Origin of the sequence: Caulobacter vibrioides, assembly GCF_002858865.1 — a bacterium.
GTDB classification, from domain to species: domain Bacteria; phylum Pseudomonadota; class Alphaproteobacteria; order Caulobacterales; family Caulobacteraceae; genus Caulobacter; species Caulobacter vibrioides.
Genome location: NZ_PJRR01000008.1, coordinates 129,487 through 149,723, shown reverse-complemented (window position 1 = coordinate 149,723; position 20,237 = coordinate 129,487). Strand labels below are relative to the sequence as shown.

Here is a 20,237-nt window from a genome sequence, read left to right as displayed (position 1 = left end):
ACAAAAGGCGGGTGGGCCATGGAGCAGCAAGCAGCCGCGGCGGGCCTGACCCGTCGGACGATCCTGCTGGCGTCAAGCGTCCTGGGCCTGGCTGGCGCCACGGCGGCCCTGGCTCAGCCTGCGGTCGGCGCCGAGGTCGGAGGGCGCGTGCTGGCCACGCCGGTGCCGGCTCGCCATGTCACGCTCAAGCCCTCGATCTTCGCCCAGGCCCAGGGAGCCAATCGCGCCTATCTGGTCTCGCTGCAGCCTGATCGGCTGCTGCACAATTTCCATCTGGGCGCGGGCCTGCCGGTCAAGGCGCCGGTCTATGGCGGCTGGGAAGCTCAGAGCATCGCGGGCCACACCCTGGGCCACTATTTGAGCGCCTGCGCTCTGCAGGTGGCCAACGACGGCGATCCGGTGCTGAGCCAGCGCCTAGCCTACACCGTGGCGCAGCTGGCCCGCGTGCAGGCCGCCCACGGCGACGGCTATGTCGGCGGAACCACTCGCTGGGGCCAGGCCGACCCGGTCGGCGGCAAGGCGGTGTTCGAGGAACTGCGGCGCGGCGACATTCGCGCCAACCGCTTCAGCCTCAATGACGGCTGGGTGCCGATCTACACTTGGCACAAGATCCATGCCGGCCTGCTGGACGCCCACCGGCTGGCGGCGACGCCGGGCGCGCTGGGCGTCGCCCTGGGCCTGGCCGGTTATCTGGCGACCATCCTCGAGGGGCTCAATGACGACCAGGTGCAGGCCATCCTCGTCGCCGAGCACGGCGGCCTGTGCGAAGCCTATGCCGAAACCTACGCCCTGACCGGCGATCGGCGCTGGCTGAACATTGCGCGCCGCCTGCGCCATCGGGAGCTGGTCGATCCCCTGGCCCAGGGCCGCGACGAACTGGCCGGTCTGCACGCCAACACCCAGATCCCCAAGATCATCGGCCTGGCCCGGCTGTATGAGGTGGCCGGCGACCCCGCCGAGGCGCGGACCGCGCGCTTCTTCCACCAGACCGTCACCCGCCGGCACAGCTATGCCATCGGCGGCAATTCCGACCGCGAGCATTTCGGCCCGCCGGACGCCATCGCCACGCGCCTGAGCGAAACCACCTGCGAGGCGTGCAACAGCTACAACATGCTGAAACTGACCCGGCGCCTGTGGAGCTGGGCGCCGGACGGGGCGCTGTTCGACGACTACGAGCGCGCCCAGCTCAACCACATCATGGCTCACCAGCGGCCCAGCGACGGGATGTTCGTCTATTTCATGCCGATGGCGGCGGGCGGTCGGCGCAGCTATTCCACCCCCGAGGACAGCTTCTGGTGCTGCGTGGGCTCGGGCATGGAAAGCCACGCCAAGCACGCCGACTCCATCTGGTGGCGGGGCGGCCAGGCCCTGTATCTGAACCTGTTCATCGCCTCGCGCCTCGACCTGCCGGGCGATGACTTCGCCATCGATCTGGACACCGCGTTCCCGCAGTCGGGCCAGGTGGACCTGACCGTGACCCGGGCGCCGCGTGGGCTGCGCGAGATCGCCCTGCGCCTGCCGGCCTGGTGCGCGGCGCCCCGGCTGTCGGTCAACGGCGCGCCGACGCCCATCCAGACCCGGGGCGACGGCTATGCCCGCCTGTCGCGCCGCTGGAAGGCCGGCGACCGCGTCACCCTGATGCTGCCGATGGCCGTGCGGGCCGAGCCGACGCCCGACGATCCCAACCTGGTGGCCTTTCTCAGCGGCCCGCTGGTGCTGGCCGCCGACCTGGGGCCAGACGAGCGTCCGTTCGAGCAGCCGGTCCCCGCCCTGGTGGGCGAGGGGGCGGCGCACGCCCTGCTGCAGCCGGCGGGGGCAGCAAACCCCCACGTCTTTTCCGCACCGACGGCCCAGGGCGGAACGGCGCGGTTCTCGCCGTTCTACGCTCTTTATGACCGCCGCACGGCCGTCTACGCCCCGGTCTTCACCCCCGCCCGCTGGCGTGCCGAGGGGCCGGCTTTTCTGGCGGCTGAGCAGGCGCTGATCGCGGCGGCCGCCCGCACCGTCGACGTGGTCTATCTGGGTGAGCAGCAGCCGGAGGTGGACCATCAGGTCACCGCGCGCGACAGCGAGATCATGCAGATCAACGGCCGCAGCAGCCGCAAGCTGCGCCCCGGCGGCTGGCTGGACATGACTCTGGCTCGCCGCCCCGGCCCCCTGACCCTGCAACTGATCTATTGGGGCCAGGACACCGGCCAGACCGCCACGGTCCGGGTCGACGGCGCTGTCATCGGCCAGTTCCGGACCCCGGCCGCGGGGCAGGACGGCTTCTTCCCGCTCGACCTGCCCCTGCCGCCCGGCGCCGCCCCGGCCCGCGTGCGCATCGAGGCTGGGGCCGCGCCGGTGATGATCTATGAGGCGCGGGTGATGGCGGGGTGAGGGGGGCGAGGGAGACCGCCACACGCGGCGACCGCCGACTGGGCTGAGCGCTTAGGGGGCGACGGGGATCATCACCTCGTTGCGGCGCATGAACCATGGGGTCCAGGGCGGATTGTACTGCGCCAGCGTCGCGGGCCCGGTCGCCTGCAACTGGTGGGCAGACAGGCGTTTCTTCAGGTCAGCGGTCTTGGCCTCGACCGTGTCCGCTCCGGCCAGGCCCGAGAAGCGCAGCACCGCCAGGCGGGACGGCGGAATGAGGCGAAGCTTCACCTGGGGGTCGTTCGGCTCAGGAAGGGCTTCCAGACTGTAGCGGCTGGGCATGGTGAACCTCACGACCCACTGGCCGGCGCTTTGGGTCTGGGTGACCGGCGCCGTCATGGCGATGGTCTGGCTGGCCGGCGCCTGGGCGACCGGCGCGGTCATGGCGATGCTCTGGCGCGTCCTGTTGCCGCCGAAGATATAGCCGGCCAGCAGTCGAAAGCCGCGATTGGCCGCCTGTTTCTGATCGCCGCTGACGGTCACTTCGGCGACCACCAGGGCCGGATAGTCGCGAACGTCAAAGTCGCCCTCGTGGAGGACGACCTTAAAGACGGGTTCTTCAACGGCCATGGCCACGGTTCCCAGAAAGACTGCCGCAAACACTGCGGTCATGGCCATGCGTCTCAGGGTCATGCTCATGCCTTTTCCCCCGCCGGGCGCCCGGCGACCACGCTAACACTGAACTGAACGGCCCGGACCTTACTTCGTTGCGTGGGCAAGATCGGCCTGGCCGGCGGATGGGCGTCAGGCGGGCAGCGAGACGCCGGTGGCGGCGCCGATGAAGAGGGCTCGGTCCTGATGACCCCTGAAAGACGAACTGACCGTCGAGGCCATGGCCATCTGTTGTTGAGGCGTTGGCTGATCTGGTAGAACGGACGACGCGTCCCTCACGCCCTCACGCGTTGCAACTTGTTTGGGTGAGGAGCGTCTCAGACCTTTCTGGACAGGATTGGCCCCCCAATCACACCCTTCCGTCGGCTGGGAAGGGGCGTTGGGGGACTATCGCAGCTGGCCTTTGGTCCTAAGACAGCTGCTCCTTGAAAAACGCCGTGAACTTGTCGAACGGTATCAGGTCCACGCGATCATAAAGGTCGATATGGCGTGCGCCTGACACGACGACCAGCTCGCTGTGTTGCGGCGCTTGCTTGTGCACAGTCTCGGTGAAAAACCGGCTGTGCGCCTGATCGCCGGTGACCAGAAGAATGCGTCGCGGAGCGATATCGGCTATGTGCCGAAGCTGGCCGAAATTGATGTGTGACATGCCACTCGTCAGAGTAAATCCGCCGATCGAGCGCGGATGACGGCCCCGGTCGGCGACGTAGTAATCAAAGAACTCCTGGGTGATTGGATCTAGCCCGCCAGAGGGCATCTTGTCCGGGAAGGTGGGCTGCAATTGCGGACGGCCGTGATCAACGTCAGCCCAGCGCTGGGCTGCAAGACTGTTGAGTGTGCCGCGACGGTCAGCCTCGGTCGCGCTGTCTTCCCAGCCATTTCGCAACATCCGGCTGATGTCATACATGGAGGTGGTGGCAACCGCCCGGATGCGGATGTCGACAGCAGCTTGGCTGAGGAGAAATCCTCCGCTCCCACAAATGCCGATTGCACCGATCCGATCTCGGGCTACTTCTGGCAGGGTTCCAAGAAAATCGACTCCGGCGCTGAAATCTTCCGCAAAGAGTTCAGGCGAGGTGATGTTGCGCGGTGAGCCGCCGCTCTCGCCATTGTATGAGGGGTCGAATGCTAGGGCGACGAAGCCGCGCTTTGCCATTTCCTGGGCATAGATGCCGCCGCCCTGCTCCTTTATCCCGCCATGGGGAGGTCCGACCACAAGCGCGCTGTGCTTGTGGGCGCTGTTGAAGGACTTGGAGCGATAGAGGTCGCCCGCAATCTCGATCCCATAGCGATTGCGATAGCGCACCGGGGTTCTGGAGACGTCGGGAGACAGCGCAAACGTGTAGCCATCAGGTTGCAAGGGCACGGCTAGAGACCTTTCTGGGGACTGGCGCACCTGCGCCAAAAGGGGTTGAGGCAAGAGCGTAGCGGCGACGCCGACTCTCAGGAGCTTCCGGCGCGTGGACATGTAGGGCGGTGTCATGGCGTTCCTTTCATCGCTGGGGGGGACGGACAGCGAAGCGTTGTTTTGGGACGGCGATGACAACTGCTCGTCAGGGCCGCAGGCATGGCGGCCATGATCGGGTTCGGCTTCTCAGGAGCGGAGGGGTTTGGGAGATCCGGTGCTTCGATCATGGGACCGCTAATTTAGCGGTGGTCACGCCAATGATTATCCGTCTGAATCGGCATGAACTAATCGACTGGATCAAATAATGTAGCGTTGCGCAGGAGGCTCGTTTGGAAAGAACCGACTTCAATCAGCTGACCTGGTTTCAAGCGGTGGCTGAAGAGCGCAGCTTCACGAAGGCTGCCGCGCGTCTGGGTGTGGCGCAATCGACGCTTAGCCATGCGATCAAACAGCTGGAAACGCGGATGGGGATCCGGCTCCTCACGCGGACCACGCGCAATGTCGCCACGACAACTGCGGGCGAACGACTGCTACAGACGATCACGCCCCGATTGAGTGAGATCGATGAAGAGATTGTTGCGCTCACGGCGTTCCGGGACAAACCGTCGGGATCCATCCGCCTCACCCTGTCGGACCATGCACTGGCCACCGTGGTGTGGCCCAAGCTGAAGCCGCTACTGCACGCCTACCCCGATATCAGCGTGGAGTTATGTCTGGACAGCACCTTCCGCAACATCGTTGAGGAAGGCTACGACGCTGGCGTTCGGCTGGGCGAGAGCGTTGAGAAGGACATGATTGCTGTCCGAATTGGCCCTGATTGGCGGCTCATTGCGGTGGCCTCGCCGGACTATTTCGCCGCCCGCGGCCGTCCCGAACGCCCGCAGGACTTGATCCGGCATCGTTGCATAAACATGCGTCATGAGACCTCAGGCAGCCTCTATGCTTGGGAGTTCGAGAGGCTTGGAAAGTCGCTTCGGGTCAGGGTCGAGGGACAGCTGACGTTCAACAATTCCTACGCCATGATCGACGCGGCGGTGAGCGGCTTTGGCATTGCGTATGTGCCGGAAAGCACCGTCGAGATGCATTTGGCATCGGGCGCCCTAGAGCAGGTTCTGGATGAGTGGTCGCCATTGTTTGATGGCTATTTCCTCTACTATCCAAGCCGCCGCCAGAACCTGTTGCCGTTCCAGATGATTGTCGACACCTTGCGCTATCGCAGCGGCTGAATAGGTGCTCCAGGCTTCCGGATTTTCGGTAGCGGCGTAGACACATCAGTTCCAGACTGTCCTATGCCCGTTCGCCCAAGGGGGCAGACGCCCCTCCACCCCAAACAAATTCAACGCCCTAACCCCGCCACCCAGCGTCACGATCCAAAATCGACGCAGCCCCCTGCAAAACGGCCGCATACTTCTCCCCGCTTCATCGCAAGGGGAGGGCGTCCAGCTGGCGACCTGACGGGCGGTGGAGGCGGTTGTGCGGGTCGTGCTCGCCTGACCGTTGTCGATGCAGTCCCCGGCGGAGATCGGTTCGAGGTGTGTAATCCCCGCAGGGGTTTCGCCGGGCAAATCGGTCGCTAACGCGCTCGTGGACAGCCCGGCGACGGCGGCGAGCGCTGCAGGCGCGGGCTGAAATCGCCCGCGCGGTCCGGAGGGGGCGCTTCCCTTCCGCCCGCCTGGGGCCTCTAAAAACCCCGCGCCCCGAGGGCTCATCGAATAACAACCGCACCGAGCGCTCCGGCCACGGCCGAAACGGTACTCCCACTATCCTCATCCGGGCCTGGCCCGGACGCTCCGCCGCCTCCTCAACTTGCTGGTCAAACCGGCGAGGGCGCGAACCCGTGCCTTCTCATTTTCGATGTCATCCCGGACGAGCCGGCACGGCGAAGATCCGGGACCGACGCCTGAGCGCCGCGCTTCCGGCGGTCCCGGATCGGCGCGCTTCGCGCTTGTCCGGGATGACAGCGTTAAAGGAAGTTCAAGGCTCCGCCCCCGTCTCGATCAGCGGCCGGGCCAGGCCCACCGCCTGCTCGACGCTGGTCGCCACCGGAACCCCGGCGAACGGCTTCCAGCCGTCGCAGACCACCTTGGCCGCTGCGTCGTCGGCGCCGCCGGGCGGGATCGGGGCGGGCGGGCCTTGGCGGCCGGTGACCGGGCCTTCGCGCCCGCCCGCGCGGATGCTGCCAAAGCCGGCGTGGGCGATGGTGCGGGCGTCGCAGTCGATGACCTCGTGACGCCAGCCGCCCCAGTATTCCTCGGCCCCGGCCTTGAAGCCGCCCTCGGTGACCTGCAGCACGCGCAGTTTCGCGGTGCGGCCGGTCCACCGGACGCTGGTCAGATCGACGAAGACGGCGAAGCGGCCGACGTCGGCCAGCCGCAGCTCAAGCGGGGCCGGAAGCGTAGCGGGGGAGGCGGTTTGGGCGAGCGCCGGCGTTGTCCACACAACCAGCGCCAACAGGGCGTTTCGCGTCGCGCGGAATTGGTCTAATCGGCTTTTCATGATCCAGCGTCGACGCCCCGTACCCTTCGAACTCGGCCCCGTGCACTTCATCGGCATCGGCGGCATCGGCATGTCCGGCATCGCCGAGATCATGATCCGTATCGGCTACACCGTTCAGGGCAGCGACGCCAAGGCCAGCGCCAATACCGAGCGGTTGGAAAAGCTGGGCGCGCGGATCTTCATCGGCCATGACGCCGCCCACGTCGAGGGCGCGTCGGCCATCGTCTATTCCACGGCGGTCAAGGCCGATAACCCGGAGATGGTCGCCGGCCGCGACAAGCGCCTGCCGCTGGTGCGCCGCGCCGAGATGCTGGCCGAGCTGATGCGCCTGCAGTTCTCGATCGCCGTCGGCGGTACGCACGGCAAGACGACCACCACCTCGATGGTCGCCACCCTGCTGGACGCTGGGGGCCTGGACCCGACCGTCGTCAACGGCGGCATCATCAACGCCTATGGCACCAACGCCAAGGTCGGCGAGGGCGACTGGATCGTCGTCGAGGCCGACGAGAGCGACGGCTCGTTCCTGCGCCTGAAGTCGACGGTGGCCATCGTCACCAATATCGACGCCGAGCACCTGGACCACTGGGGCGACTTCGAGGCGGTGAAGAAGGGCTTTCAGGACTTTATCCAGAACATCCCGTTCTACGGCTTCGCCGCGGTCTGCACCGATCATCCGGAAGTGCAGGCCCTGACCGCGCGGATCGAGAACCGCCGCCTGGTGACCTACGGCACCAACCCGCAGGCCGAGGTGCGGGTCTCCAACATCGCCATGGGTCCGGAGGGCGCGACCTTCGACATCGTGGTCTCGCCGCGCGACGGCGAGGTCGTGCGCTATCACGGCCTGAAGATGCCGATGGCCGGCCACCACAACGTGCTGAACGCCGCCGCCGCCGTGGCCGTGGCGCGCGAGCTGGGCGTCGACGCCGAAGCGATCGCCAAGGGCCTGGCCGGCTTCGGCGGGGTCAAGCGCCGCTTCACCACCACGGGCGTCGCCAACGGCATCCGCGTGGTCGACGACTACGGCCACCACCCGGTCGAGATCGCCGCCGTGCTCAAGGCCGCCCGCGCGGTGTCGACCGGCAAGGTGATCGCCGTGGTTCAGCCGCACCGCTACACGCGCCTGCGCGATCTGATGACCGAGTTCTCCAGCTGCTTCAACGACGCCGACACGGTGATCGTGGCCGATGTCTACACCGCCGGAGAGCAGCCGATTCCGGGCGTCGATCGCGACGCCCTGGTCGCGGGCCTCAAGAAGTTCGGCCACCGCCGCGCGCTCCCGCTGGAGAACCCGACGGCCCTGCCGCGCCTGATCGCCGCCGAGGCGACCAGCGGGGACCTGGTCGTGCTGCTGGGCGCCGGCGATATCACCACCTGGTCCTACGCCTTGCCGGGACAGCTGGAAGCGCTGACCAAGTGAGCTGGAAGACCTGGTTGGCATCGCTTCGAAGGAAGCAGCCCCCAAGATACTGGGCGCTCGTTGATCCGTACTGGGATGCGGTCAGCATCTATGACGGACCGGAAGTGTTTCTCGCCGGATTTTCAGCTGTGCCGACGCCGTCGAAACATCTTCTCGCCACGCACTGGCTACAGAGCGAGGTTCATAATGGTGGTTTCTCCCAGTTCTTTTCGAACTCAACCGGCGTGCTTGCGCCGGAAGCTGTAGCGGGCTTCAGGGCCATCGGAATGCCGCGCTCAGCGGATCTGGTGGAAGAAGCTATGGCATGGTTGGGGCCGAGCTATCCGCGAGATCGCGATGAGCGCAACGACGCCTTGGATGCCTTCGAAGAAGCGCACGGCGTGGATCATGGACCTGAATGCGACGTGTGCTCGGCCGACAGTAGGTTTTGGGATTTGATGGCGAACGAGGCTGGCGGTTTTGATGCCGCTGCGGACTTCTTCGCGCAACAACACAGCCGGCCAACGCAATGACCTGGAAGACCCAACTCCCGACTGTCCGCGGCAAGCTGCTGATCGACGAGCCGCTGGCGCCGTTCACCTGGTTCCGTGTCGGCGGTCCGGCCGACGTGGTGTTCCTGCCGGCTGACGAGCAGGACCTGTCGGACTTCCTTAAAAGCCTGGATCCCAGCGTGCCGGTGATGGCCATCGGCGTGGGGTCGAACCTGCTGGTCCGCGACGGCGGCGTCGACGGGGTGGTCATCCGTCTGGGCAAGGGCTTCAACGGGGTCGAGGCCCTGGGCGACAACCGCATCAAGGCCGGCAGCGCCGTGCCCGACGCCATCCTGGCCCGCAAGGCGGCGGAGGCCGGCATCGCGGGGCTGGAGTTCTATGTCGGCGTGCCCGGCACGATCGGCGGCGCGGTGATTATGAACGCCGGCTGCTACGGCGCCGAGACGGTCAATGTGGTCAAGTCGGTGCGCGTGATGGACCGCGCCGGCGTCGTGCGCGAACTCAGCGTCGAGGACCTGCACTACACGTATCGCCACAGCGCCCTGCAGGACGGCGAGCCGGTGATCGTGCTGGACGCGATCTTCGAAGGAACGCCCGACGAACCCGAGGCGATCAAGGCCCGCATGGCCGAGATCACCGCGCGCCGCGAGACCACCCAGCCGATCCGCGAAAAGACCGGCGGCTCGACCTTCAAGAACCCGCCGGGGCACTCGTCCTGGAAGCTGGTCGACGAGGCCGGCTGGCGCGGGAAACCGTTCGGTGGGGCGATGTTCTCGCCTCTGCACTGCAACTTCCTGATCAACGCCGGCGAAGCCACGGCGGCGGATCTCGAGGGCCTGGGCGAGGCCGTGCGCGCCGACGTCCTGGCCAAGACCGGCGTCCAGCTCGACTGGGAAATCAAGCGGATCGGACGGGCGGGGTAGTGACCCAATCCTCCCCCTAGCGGGGGAGGTGTCCGCGAAGCGGACGGAGGGGGAAGTTCGACCAAGCCTGCTTCTTCCCCCACCGGTCCTTCGGACCACCTCCCCCTCTGGGGGAGGATTATGAGCAGCGCGTGGTGCCTCCATCGCCCCCCAGCCCCATTGCTGACTCCCCCTGGCCCGAACCGGTGTTATGACTCGCCCGCCTTTGGGGAGACACCTTGCACATGTTCCGTCGTCTGTTGATTGCTTCCGCCGCCTTCGCTCTTGTTTGCAGCGCTGCGCACGCCCAGGACCTCAAGACCGCCGAAGCGCTGCGGGACAAGGCCCTGCGCGACTATCTGGCCTGGGACATCACCGAGGACCTGACCACCAATATCGGCCCGCGCCTCGTCGGCTCGCCGGCCATGGCCAAGGCGAAGGACTGGTCGGTCGCCAAGTTCAAGGCGCTGGGCTTCACCAACATCAAGGTCGATGAGTTCGCCAAGCCCTCTTGGAGCCGGGGCGAGGAGAGCGCCGAGCTGGTCGCACCCTACGCCATGAAGCTGGGCGCGGTGGGTCTGGGCCGCACGGTGTCGACGCCGGCCGGCGGCATCGAGGCCGAGGTCGCGCTGTTCAAGACCGTCGCCGACATGATGGCCGCGCCGGACGGCGCGCTGAAGGGCAAGATCGTGGTGATCACCCAGCCGATGGTCCGCACCCAGAACGGCGCCGGCTATGGCGCGGCGGGCGTCTCGCGCCGGATCGGCCCGGTTGAGGCCGCCAAGCGTGGCGCGGTCGCCATGCTGATCCGCTCGATCTCGACGTCCGACTCCACCGTTCCGCACACCGGCGGCACCGCCAGCGGCGAGGGTGTGGTGACCATCCCGGCCGCTGCGATCGGCGTTCCCGAGGCCGAGCAGTTGGAGCGTCTGGCCGCGCGCAAGGTCCCGATGCGGGTGAAGCTCAAGCTGGAGTCGAGCGTCAATCCTAACAACGTGGCCTGGAACATCTCGGGCGACATCAAGGGCTCGGAGAAGCCGGACGAGGTCATCGTCATCGGCGGCCACCTGGACAGCTGGGACGTCGGCACCGGCGCCCTGGACGACGCCACCGGCATCGCCATCACCACGGCGGCGGCCAAGCTGATCGGCGACCTGCCCAAGCGTCCCAAGCGCACGATCCGCGTGGTGATGTGGGGCTCCGAAGAGAGCGGCGGGTCGTCCGAGGCCTATCTGGCGGCGAACAAGGACGCCTTGTCTAACATGGTGCTGGCCGGCGAGAGCGACACGGGCGCGGACCGCATCTACAGCCTGCAGGTTCCAGCGGGCTCGCTGGACCATCCGGTGGTCAAGGCCGCCGCCAGCGTGCTGGCCCCGCTGAAGATCTATGTCGATCGCACCCCCGCCGCCGGCGCGGGCGCGGACGTCGCCGGGATCGAGCGGGCCGGGGTGCCGGTCATCAACCTGAACCAGGACGCCAGCCGCTACTTCGACTACCACCACACCATGGACGACACGCTGGACAAGGTTCGCCCCGCCGAACTGGCCCAGAACGTCGCGGCCTGGACCTCGCTGGTCTATCTGGTGGCCGACAGCGACGTCGACTTCCGCGCGCTGAAGCCGGCGGCTCCGGCGGCGAAGTAGGCGTCGGTCTAGGTTCCAAACTGGTGTCATCCCGGAAGCCTCGGAGAGGCTGTCCGGGACCCAGGGGCCAACGGCAATGCGGTGGCCCCTGGGTCCCGGCTCTGCGCGCTTCGCGCTTGGCCGGGATGACATGACTTGGTTCAGCGTCTTGCGGTTGGCAGGCGCGCTCGGGCTGACTAGGAGTGGCTGAACGTCACAGCCTTCCAAAGAGTCTCCCGGAAAATGACCCAGCAGCCCCAAGCTGACGCCCCTTTGGCCGGCCGCCACATCGCCGTCCTGCTCGGCGGCCCCTCGTCGGAACGCAAGGTCAGTCTGGTGTCGGGCGCGGCCTGCGCCGAGGCGCTGGAGCGGCTGGGCGCCAAGGTCTCCCGCATTGATCCAGGCCCGGATGTGGCCCAGGTGCTGACGGCGACCAAGCCGGACATGGTCTTCAACGCTTTGCACGGCGAATGGGGCGAGGACGGCTGCGTCCAGGGCGTGCTGGAGACGCTGAAGCTGCCCTACACCCACTCAGGCGTGCTGGCCTCGGCCCTGGCGATGGACAAGGCCAAGGCCAAGGCTGTGCTGGCCGCGGCCGGCGTCACGGTGCCGGGCGGGGGGCTCTTCAACCGACACGATGTCGCACGCGACCATGTGCTGCAGCCCCCCTATGTCGTGAAGCCGAACGCCGAAGGCTCGTCGGTGGGCGTCTTCATCATCAAGGAAGGCGCCAATCGTCCGCCCGAGGAGGTCGGCGCGCCGTCCTGGACCTTTGGCGAGGAAGTCATGGTCGAACCCTACATCCAGGGGATGGAGCTGGCGGTCGCCGTTCTGGGTGAGTCAAATGGTCCCAGAGCGCTGGCGGTGACCGATATCCGTGCATCCACAGGTTTTTACGACTACGAAGCCAAGTACTCTGAAGGCGGTTCAATCCACGTCCTCCCGGCCCCAATCCCCAATGCTGTAAGGGATCGCGCCATGCGGATGGCCGAGCTGGCCCATACCGCTCTTGGTTGCCGAGGGGTAACCCGGTCGGACTTCCGTTATGACGACATTAACGACCTTCTGGTCCTTCTAGAGGTCAACACGCAGCCTGGCATGACGCCGACCTCGCTCGCTCCCGAGCAGGCCGACCACGTCGGGATCCCGTTTGACCAGTTAGTTTTGTGGATCGTGGAGGACGCTTATGCCCGCTGTAGTGCGGGGGGGACCGCCTAAGCCTAGGCGACCCCGGGCCGAAGCGCCCGCAAGTCCGAGTAAAGGTAAGCCGGCGCCCCGCAAGGCGCAGCCGGCTGCGAAGCTGCACGCCGCGCGCGGCGTGGGCCTGTCGCCCACGGTGGCCCTCAGCGTGGCCGGCGCGGCCCTGGGTCTTGGTCTTGTGGTGATGCTCGCGACCGGCCATCGCGCCGAGCGCCTCGGCGCGTCCATGGTCCGCGGCGTCGACAACACCTTCGCCTCCGCCGGCTTCAGGCTGAAGACCGTCCATATCCGCGGCGCCTCGGCGACCGCCCAGGCCGATATCCTCAAGGCTTCGGGCCTGTACCTGGACCAGCCGACCCTGGGCATGGACCTCGCCGACGTGCGGGACCGCGTCCAGGGCGTGGGCTGGGTCAAGGACGCCAAGGTCGTGCGCATGCTGCCCGACACCGTGCTGATCGCGGTTGAGGAACGGCCGGCTCTGGCGGTCTGGCAGAATCACGGCCGCATGAAGGTCATCGACAGCGAGGGTCAGGTCATCACCGAGGCCGATCCGGCGCGGTTCCCGCAGCTGCCGCTGGTGGTGGGGCAGGGCGCCGATCAGGCCGCCGGCCTGATCCTGCCGGCCGTCGCCTCGCGTCCGCGCCTGCGTGACCGGCTGGAAGCGATGGTCCGGGTGGACGAGCGCCGCTGGGACCTGCGGCTGAAGGACGGCTCGCTGATCCAGCTGCCGGCCATCGACGAAGAATCCGCGCTGATTCAATTGGATCAGCTCGACCAAAGGCAGCGAATCCTGGACATGGGTTTTGCGCGGATTGATCTGCGCGACCCCGAAATGGTGGCTGTGAGACCCCGCGACGCGGTGCTGCCCGGGCAGCCTGCGGCTGACGGGGCGTAAGTGACGTGATGGGCTGAGGTGGCAATAGCGATGTCGCGAATGGAGGATCGGAAACAGGCCCGTGAAGGCCTGAAGGCGACGCTCGTGCGCCAGCCCGCCATCGCGGCCGTCGATCTGGGCGCGTCGAAGGTGACGTGCTTCATCATGAAGGCTGACGGCGTCCACCGGGATAACCGCACTCTGACGACCGCGGGTGTGGGCTATGTGCAGTCGCGCGGCGTGCGCGGCGGCGCGATCGTCAATCTGGACGAGGCCGCCCAGGCGATCGCCCAGGCCGTGGAGCGCGCCGAGACCGTGGCCGGCGTCAGCGTCCAGGGCGTCAGCGTCTGCACCGCCGGCGGCCAGCTGGCCAGCCATCGCGTGCACACCCAGGTCTCGCTGGGCGCCCGTCCGATCGGCGACGGCGACCTGTCGCGCGCCATCGCCTCGGCCCTGGCCCAGGTCCGCATTCCGGGCCGCAAGCCGATCCACCTCCTGCCCATCGCCTGGTCGGTCGACGGTCAGCGGGGCATCCGTGATCCCCGCGCCATGTTCGGCCGCGCCCTGGGGCTGGAGCTGCTGGTCGTTTCGGTCAACGAGAACATCTTCCACACCCTGGCCCATTGCGTGGAGCGCGCCCACCTGTCGTTCGAGGGGATTGTCGCTGCGCCCTTCGCCTCGGCCCTGGCGGCCCTGGAAGAGGACGAGATGGATCTGGGCGCCGTCTGCATCGACATGGGCGGCGGCTCGACCTCGGTGGCGGTGTTCAACAATGGCGCGCTCTGCCACGTCGACAGCCTGGCTGTCGGCGGCGGTCACGTGACCCAGGACATCGCGCGCGGCCTGCAGACCTCGGTCGTGGGCGCCGAGCGCATCAAGACCCTGCATGGCAGCGCCATCGCCTCGGCCAACGAGGACCGCGAGATGATCGAGGCGCCGCCGCGTGGCGACGATCCGGGCGCGGGTCCGGTGATCGCGCCGCGCAGCTTGCTCAAGGGCATCATCCAGCCGCGCGTCGAAGAGACCCTGGAACTGCTGCGCGAGCGCCTGAAGGCCTCGGGCGCGCCGGTCGAGCCGGGCGCGGGCATCGTGCTGACCGGCGGCGCCAGCCAGCTGGCCGGCGTGCGCGAAGTGGCCGTGCGCGTCTTCGACCGTCCCGTTCGCCTGGGTCGTCCGCGCCGGGTGCCGCATCTGGCCGACGCCGCGTCGGGCCCGGCCTTCTGCGCCGCCGCCGGCGTCCTGCACCGTACCGCCTTTGGCCCGCGCGAGGCGGTCTCGTCCAAGGCCCTGGCCGGCGGCGTGGCTCGCAAGCGTCCCATCGACCCCAACGCCAGCCCGATGGCCAAGGCGGCCGCCTGGCTGCGCGACAATCTCTAAGCCGCGACAAAAGCGCGCGAAGTCTTAAAGCGTGAGTAACACTACAGTTTAACTTTTAGGGCCCGGTCGAGCGTCTTGACCGGGCCTTTTGCTGCCTGGAAGCGGTTGTAGACGGAGGTTTTGAGCCTCAGCGGCGTTCGGTCGCACGCGCCTGTGGATCCCCGTAGGACCTTTGGTTCATTGGGGGATTCTGTTGATAGACCACAATTTATCCAACGGTCCCGCTCGACCGGACCACGACTCAGATTATGCAGTTAACCGCCGATTAACGATGGTGGTTGTTCTGTTAACACGATCGTCGAGGCATCCCCGGCGATTGGGTGTCGCCGAGGTCTAATTTGACGATTTCGGCGTAAGGACGCGAGGGTCCCATGGCTATTTCTCTTTCCGCGCCGCGTACGACCGAGCTGAAGCCGCGTATCGTGGTTTTCGGCGTCGGCGGCGCTGGCGGCAACGCCGTGAACAACATGATCGAGGCGGGCCTCGAAGGTGTGGAGTTCGTGGTGGCCAACACTGACGCTCAACAGCTTCAGTTCGCCAAGACGGACCGTCGCATCCAGCTGGGCGTGCAAATCACCCAGGGCCTGGGCGCCGGCGCGCACCCCGAGGTGGGCATGAGCGCGGCCGAAGAGAGCTTCCCCGAGATCGGCGAGCACCTCGACGGCGCTCACATGGTGTTCATCACCGCCGGTATGGGCGGCGGCACCGGCACCGGCGCTGCGCCGATCATCGCCAAGTGCGCCCGTGAACGCGGCATCCTGACCGTCGGCGTCGTGACCAAGCCCTTCCACTTCGAAGGTCGTCACCGCATGCGCCTGGCCGACAGCGGCATCCAGGAGCTGCAGCGCTATGTCGACACCCTGATCGTCATTCCGAACCAGAACCTGTTCCGCGTCGCCAACGAGCGCACGACCTTCGCCGAAGCGTTCGGCATGGCCGACCAGGTTCTGCACTCGGGCGTGCGCTCGATCACCGACCTGATGGTCCTGCCGGGCCTGATCAACCTCGACTTCGCCGACGTCCGCACGGTCATGACCGAGATGGGCAAGGCGATGATGGGCACCGGCGAGGGCACCGGCGAAGACCGCGCCCTGATGGCCGCTCAGAACGCCATCGCCAACCCGCTGCTGGACGAAGTCTCGCTGAAGGGCGCCAAGGCCGTGCTAGTCAACGTGACCGGCGGCATGGACATGACCCTGCTGGAAGTCGACGAGGCCGCCAATGCGATCTCCGACCAGGTCGATCCGGAAGCCAACATCATCTTCGGCGCGGCCTTCGATCCGTCGCTGGAAGGCGTGATCCGCGTGTCGGTGGTCGCCACCGGCATGGACGGCGCCTCGATCGCCCAGATCGAGCCCAAGCCCGTGTCGCGCAACATCTCGGCCGCCCCGCTGATCGCCGAGACCTCGCGTCCCGCGCCGCAGCCTGAGCCGGCTCGTCCGACCGCCCGCTACGAAGCCGCGCGCCCGGTCGAGCGTCCCGTGGCTTTCGCGCCCGAGCCCGCGCCGGAACCCGAGATCGTGATGTCGGCCCCCCAGCCTGAGCCGGAAGCCGAGCTTTACTACGACGAGCCGACTGTAGCTGAAGACCCGCGTATTTCCGCGGCTCCGGCCCGGCCGGTGAGCCGTATCGTCGATCCGCTGGTCGACGACGTCGCCGACGAGCCGCTGTTCCCCGAGAACAACTACTACGAAGAGCGTCGTCCCCAGAAGCAGGGCGGGTTCTTCTCGATGTTCGGCGGTGGTCGCCAGCGTTACGAGCAACAGGCCTCGGCGCCGCAGCCCCAGGCCCGCTCGGCCCAGAGCGCCCGCCCGCAGCTGCAGCCGATCGAGACGCCGCAGGCCGATGACGCCGAGGATCTGGAGATCCCGTCGTTCCTGCGCCGCCTGGCCAACTGAAAGACCGACAAGACCTGACGAAACGCCCCGGGATTGCTCCCGGGGCGTTTTGCTTTGGGTGCTCGCCTTGCGACTCTCGCCGGGGTTGGCCACAGTTCGCCCCGCGATCGCGAGGGGAAATCATGCGTAAGCTTCTGCTCGGCCTTTCGGCCTTGACCTTGGCCACGGCCAGCGCGGCGGCCGCGCAGGACCCGGGGCCTGCAGCCCCTGTGCAGTACGAAGTGGCTTTCCCGAACGCCACGCACCGCGAGGCCCGGATCACGGCGACGTTCCGCAAGGTCCCCAAGGGCGCCCTGCAACTTCGGATGTCGCGGTCGTCGCCCGGGCGTTACGCGATCCATGAGTTCGCCAAGAACGTCTATCAGGTCACCGCCGTCGACGGCGCGGGCAAGCCGTTGAAGGTCGACCGCGCCGAGCCCTATGGCTGGTCGGTTTCGGGGCACGATGGAACGGTGAAGGTCACCTACACCCTCTATGCCGATCGCGGTGATGGGACCTATTCGCAGATCGATACGACCCACGCTCACCTGAACATGCCGGCGACCTTCCTGTGGGCGGTCGGTTATGACGACAAGCCGATCCGCGTTCGCTTCGAGCGCGCCGATCCCAGCTGGAAGATCGCCACCCAGCTGCCTCCGGTGACGGGTCAGCCCGACAGCTTCTGGGCGCCAAACCTGCAGTACTTCATGGACAGCCCCACCGAGCTCAGCGCCATGACCGTGCGCGAGTGGAAGGTGACCGACAAGGGGCGCGACTACACCTTCCGCCTGGCCCTGCATCATACGGGAACGGAGGCGGATGCTGACACCTTCGCCGAGAAGCTGAAGGCCATCGTGCCCGAGCACATCAAGGTGTTCGGCGAACTGCCCAAGTTCGACTACGGCGAATACACCTTCATAGCCGACTACATGCCGCAGATCACCGGCGATGGCATGGAGCATCGCAACTCCACCTTCATCAGCCAGCCTCGCTCGTTGTTCCGGGGCAATTTCAGCCAGCTGGGCACGGCCAGCCACGAGCTGTTCCACGCCTGGAACGTCGAGCGCATCCGCCCGGCCGAGCTGGAGCCGTTCGACTTCACCAAGGCCAACCCGACGCCGTCCCTGTGGCTCGCCGAAGGCTTCACCCAGTACTACGGCCCACTGCTGATCCGTCGCGCGGGGCAGTCGACGATGGACGAGTTCCTCACCGGTCTTTCCGGCACGCTGAACGGCGTGGTCAACGGTCCGGGTCGGCTCTATGGCTCGCCGCAGGAGATGAGTTTGCGCGCGCCGTTCGTCGATGCGGCTGCGGCGCTGGATCCGGTCAATCCGAACATCTTCACCTCGTACTACCCGTACGGCGCGGTGATCGGCCTGGCCTTGGACCTGCAGTTGCGCGGACGCGACAAGCCGCTCAGCCTCGACGACTTCATGAAGCAGATGTGGCGCGCCCATGGCGCGACCGAGAAGCCCTACACGCCCGCTGACGTCCGCGCCGCCCTGGCCAAGACGACCGGGGATCAGGCCTTCGCCGACGCCTTCTTCAAGGCCAGCATCGAGGGCTCGGCCCTGCCGGACTTCGCACCGCTGCTGGAGCGGGCCGGGCTCAAGCTGCGCCAGAAGGCCCCCAAGAAGGCCTGGCTGGGCGCCGCGCGCGTCAAGGTGAACGGTTCGGAGCTGCTGCTCGACGCGCCGCCCGTTCCGAACAGCCCGCTCTACGGCGCCGGGGTGGAGGTCGGCGACCGGATCGTCAGCATCGGCCGCTTCGTGTTCGCCAACGAGAGCGACTGGACCGATGCGCTGGACCGCCTGAAGCCGGGCGAGGCGACGACCGTGCAGTTCATCCAGCGGGGGCAAGTCCGTGAGGCGCCGCTGACCATCGCCGCCGACCCGACGCTGGAAGTGGTGCGCTTCGAAAGGGCCGATCTCAAGCCGACCGAGGCGCAGCTGGCGTTCCGCACGGCTTGGCTCGGCGCGGAGATCGAAGCGGCGAAATAGGGCGCGCCGCTTCCGTCCAGCGGGGTGTGTTATAGTATAACATTTTGCTTGTCGGGCGCTGCGGAGCTGGTCAATATGTTATAACGTAACATATCGGATCTTCCCATGAGTGCTGCGCCTTCCCAGGCGGTCGCGAGGATCGACCGCCGCCTGCCGGTCACGGTCCTGTCGGGCTTTCTCGGCGCCGGCAAGACGACCCTGCTGAACCACGTCCTGGCTAACCGCGAGGGCAAGAAGGTCGCGGTGATCGTCAACGACATGAGCGAGGTCAATATCGACGCGGCCTTGGTCGCCGAAGGCGGTGCGGACCTGTCGCGCACCGACGAAGCTCTGGTCGAGATGTCGAACGGCTGCATCTGCTGCACGCTGCGCGAGGACCTTTTGAACGAGGTGCGGCGCCTGGCCGCCGAGCGCCGCTTCGACTATCTGCTGATCGAGTCGACGGGCGTTTCCGAGCCGATGCCAGTGGCCGCCACCTTCGATTTCCGCGACGAGGCCGAGCAGAGCCTGTCGGACGTGGCGCGGCTCGACACCATGGTCACCGTGGTCGACGCCTTCAACTTCCTGCGGGACTACAGTTCGCGCGACCGGCTGGCTGATCGCGGCGAGACCGCAGGGGAGGGCGATACGCGCACGGTCGTCGACCTGCTGGTCGAGCAGATCGAGTTCGCCGACGTGATCGTGCTGAACAAGGCCGATCTGGTGTCCGCCGATGAGCTGGGCCAGCTGGAGGCGATCATCGCCACGTTCAATCCACAGGCTCGGATCGTTCGCTCCGAGCGCGGCGCCGTCGCGCTGGACGACGTGCTCGACACCGGTCTTTTCGATCCGGTCCGGGCCGAAGGCGCGGCGGGCTGGCAGAAGGCGCTGATGGGCGAGGTGCTGCCCGAGACCGAGGAATACGGCATCAGCCACTTCGTCTATCGCGCTTCCAAGCCCTTTCATCCCGAGAAGCTGAAGGCCTGGCTGGAAAGCGAGTGGCCCGGCGTCATCCGCTCCAAGGGCTTTGTCTGGCTGGCGACGCGCCCCGACCGGGTCGGCGGCTGGAGCCAGGCGGGCGCGGTCACCCAGTTTGGTCCGCATGGCCGCTGGTGGGCCACGGCGCCGCGCGATCAGTGGCCCGACGACCCGGCGTGGCGAGCGGCGATCGAGAAGGTCTGGAAGCCGATCCATGGCGACCGTCGCCAGGAGATCGTGCTGATCGGCCAGAACATGGATCGCGAGGCTCTGACGCGCGGCTTCGACGCCTGTCTGCTGTCGGACCTGCAGTTCGGGTTCGGCCCCAAGGCCTGGGCCAAGCTGCCCGACCCGTTCGCGCCGTGGTGAGGACCGCGCCACCGCTGGACGCCGACGGCGTGCTTCAGGAGCCGACGCCCGAATGGGTCGCCGCGCGCTTCGGGGTGAGCCTCGAGGAAGCCGAATGGACGCTCGTCCTCTATCGCTTCTCTATGCTCTATCCCGAGGGCCCGGAGCCCGGTCGCTTTTACTGTGAGGCGTTGTAGGTCAGCGCGCTGGAACCTACTCCCAGAGCGCGCGACCGGAG

Annotated in this window: 17 protein-coding genes and 1 pseudogene; 15 read left to right on the top strand and 3 right to left on the bottom strand. The window is 67.1% G+C overall.

The window, feature by feature from the left end:
• Window positions 1–18 precede the first annotated feature (18 nt).
• A complete protein-coding gene (locus CVUC_RS04815) occupies window positions 19–2,379 on the top strand; it encodes a beta-L-arabinofuranosidase domain-containing protein (protein ID WP_096033868.1) in 2,361 nt (786 codons plus the stop codon).
• Between the two features lie 51 nt (window positions 2,380–2,430).
• On the opposite strand, the gene CVUC_RS04810 is transcribed toward CVUC_RS04815, so the two are convergent.
• Together CVUC_RS04810 and CVUC_RS04805 are read right to left on the bottom strand one after the other, a co-directional pair.
• Window positions 2,431–3,057, bottom strand: a complete 627-nt coding sequence (locus CVUC_RS04810; protein ID WP_096033867.1) for an SOUL family heme-binding protein — start codon at window positions 3,055–3,057, stop codon at window positions 2,431–2,433.
• Between the two features lie 382 nt (window positions 3,058–3,439).
• Window positions 3,440–4,513 carry an alpha/beta hydrolase gene (locus tag CVUC_RS04805; RefSeq protein ID WP_205685751.1) on the bottom strand — a complete coding sequence of 358 codons (1,074 nt, stop codon included), beginning with the start codon at window positions 4,511–4,513 and terminating at the stop codon, window positions 3,440–3,442.
• Window positions 4,514–4,767: 254 nt separating this feature from the next.
• On the opposite strand from CVUC_RS04805, the gene CVUC_RS04800 reads away from it, so the two are divergent.
• Together CVUC_RS04800 and CVUC_RS20305 are read left to right on the top strand one after the other, a co-directional pair.
• Window positions 4,768–5,664 (top strand): LysR family transcriptional regulator, encoded by an 897-nt coding sequence (locus CVUC_RS04800; protein ID WP_096033866.1) that lies wholly within the window; start codon window positions 4,768–4,770, stop codon window positions 5,662–5,664.
• Window positions 5,665–6,243: 579 nt separating this feature from the next.
• Window positions 6,244–6,342 (top strand): annotated as a pseudogene (locus tag CVUC_RS20305) (hypothetical protein); the annotation flags it as partial.
• Between the two features lie 70 nt (window positions 6,343–6,412).
• Here CVUC_RS20305 and CVUC_RS04795 read toward each other — a convergent pair.
• Complete coding sequence (locus tag CVUC_RS04795; protein WP_096033865.1) at window positions 6,413–6,934, bottom strand: hypothetical protein; 522 nt, start codon at window positions 6,932–6,934, stop codon at window positions 6,413–6,415.
• On the opposite strand from CVUC_RS04795, the gene murC reads away from it, so the two are divergent.
• The 12 genes from murC to CVUC_RS04735 all read left to right on the top strand — a co-directional run bounded on the left by murC (window position 6,933) and on the right by CVUC_RS04735 (window position 20,196).
• The gene (murC, locus tag CVUC_RS04790) at window positions 6,933–8,351 is read left to right on the top strand and encodes a UDP-N-acetylmuramate--L-alanine ligase (RefSeq protein WP_096033864.1); all 1,419 of its coding nucleotides are present in this window, start codon (window positions 6,933–6,935) and stop codon (window positions 8,349–8,351) included. The two genes, CVUC_RS04795 and murC, sit on opposite strands and share 2 nt — an antisense overlap.
• Window positions 8,348–8,863 (top strand): DMP19 family protein, encoded by a 516-nt coding sequence (locus CVUC_RS04785; protein WP_164512740.1) that lies wholly within the window; start codon window positions 8,348–8,350, stop codon window positions 8,861–8,863. Before murC ends, CVUC_RS04785 begins: the two co-directional genes overlap by 4 nt.
• Window positions 8,860–9,765 carry a UDP-N-acetylmuramate dehydrogenase gene (murB, locus tag CVUC_RS04780; RefSeq protein ID WP_096033862.1) on the top strand — a complete coding sequence of 302 codons (906 nt, stop codon included), beginning with the start codon at window positions 8,860–8,862 and terminating at the stop codon, window positions 9,763–9,765. The genes CVUC_RS04785 and murB overlap by 4 nt, the downstream gene beginning before the upstream one ends.
• 218 nt (window positions 9,766–9,983) lie before the next feature.
• On the top strand, window positions 9,984–11,387 hold the full coding sequence (locus CVUC_RS04775) for a M20/M25/M40 family metallo-hydrolase (RefSeq protein WP_096033861.1): 1,404 nt from the start codon (window positions 9,984–9,986) through the stop codon (window positions 11,385–11,387).
• A gap of 222 nt (window positions 11,388–11,609) precedes the next feature.
• Window positions 11,610–12,584, top strand: coding sequence for a D-alanine--D-alanine ligase (locus CVUC_RS04770; protein ID WP_096033860.1), 975 nt, complete (start codon window positions 11,610–11,612; stop codon window positions 12,582–12,584).
• Window positions 12,553–13,461 (top strand): cell division protein FtsQ, encoded by a 909-nt coding sequence (gene ftsQ, locus CVUC_RS04765; RefSeq protein ID WP_012640522.1) that lies wholly within the window; start codon window positions 12,553–12,555, stop codon window positions 13,459–13,461. Before CVUC_RS04770 ends, ftsQ begins: the two co-directional genes overlap by 32 nt.
• A 30-nt stretch (window positions 13,462–13,491) precedes the next feature.
• Window positions 13,492–14,817 (top strand): cell division protein FtsA, encoded by a 1,326-nt coding sequence (gene ftsA, locus CVUC_RS04760; protein ID WP_012640521.1) that lies wholly within the window; start codon window positions 13,492–13,494, stop codon window positions 14,815–14,817.
• A gap of 271 nt (window positions 14,818–15,088) precedes the next feature.
• Window positions 15,089–15,154: a hypothetical protein gene (locus CVUC_RS04755; protein WP_024265820.1), complete on the top strand. Its 66-nt coding sequence runs from the start codon at window positions 15,089–15,091 to the stop codon at window positions 15,152–15,154.
• A gap of 34 nt (window positions 15,155–15,188) precedes the next feature.
• Window positions 15,189–16,715, top strand: coding sequence for a cell division protein FtsZ (gene ftsZ / locus CVUC_RS04750; RefSeq protein ID WP_096033859.1), 1,527 nt, complete (start codon window positions 15,189–15,191; stop codon window positions 16,713–16,715).
• 122 nt (window positions 16,716–16,837) lie between these two features.
• Window positions 16,838–18,694, top strand: a complete 1,857-nt coding sequence (locus CVUC_RS04745; RefSeq protein ID WP_096033858.1) for a M61 family metallopeptidase — start codon at window positions 16,838–16,840, stop codon at window positions 18,692–18,694.
• Window positions 18,695–18,799: 105 nt separating this feature from the next.
• Entirely contained in the window at window positions 18,800–20,020 is a 1,221-nt protein-coding gene (zigA, locus tag CVUC_RS04740; RefSeq protein WP_096033857.1) for a zinc metallochaperone GTPase ZigA, read from the top strand.
• A complete protein-coding gene (locus tag CVUC_RS04735; RefSeq protein ID WP_233279787.1) occupies window positions 20,017–20,196 on the top strand; it encodes a hypothetical protein in 180 nt (59 codons plus the stop codon). Before zigA ends, CVUC_RS04735 begins: the two co-directional genes overlap by 4 nt.
• Window positions 20,197–20,237: the final 41 nt, after the last annotated feature.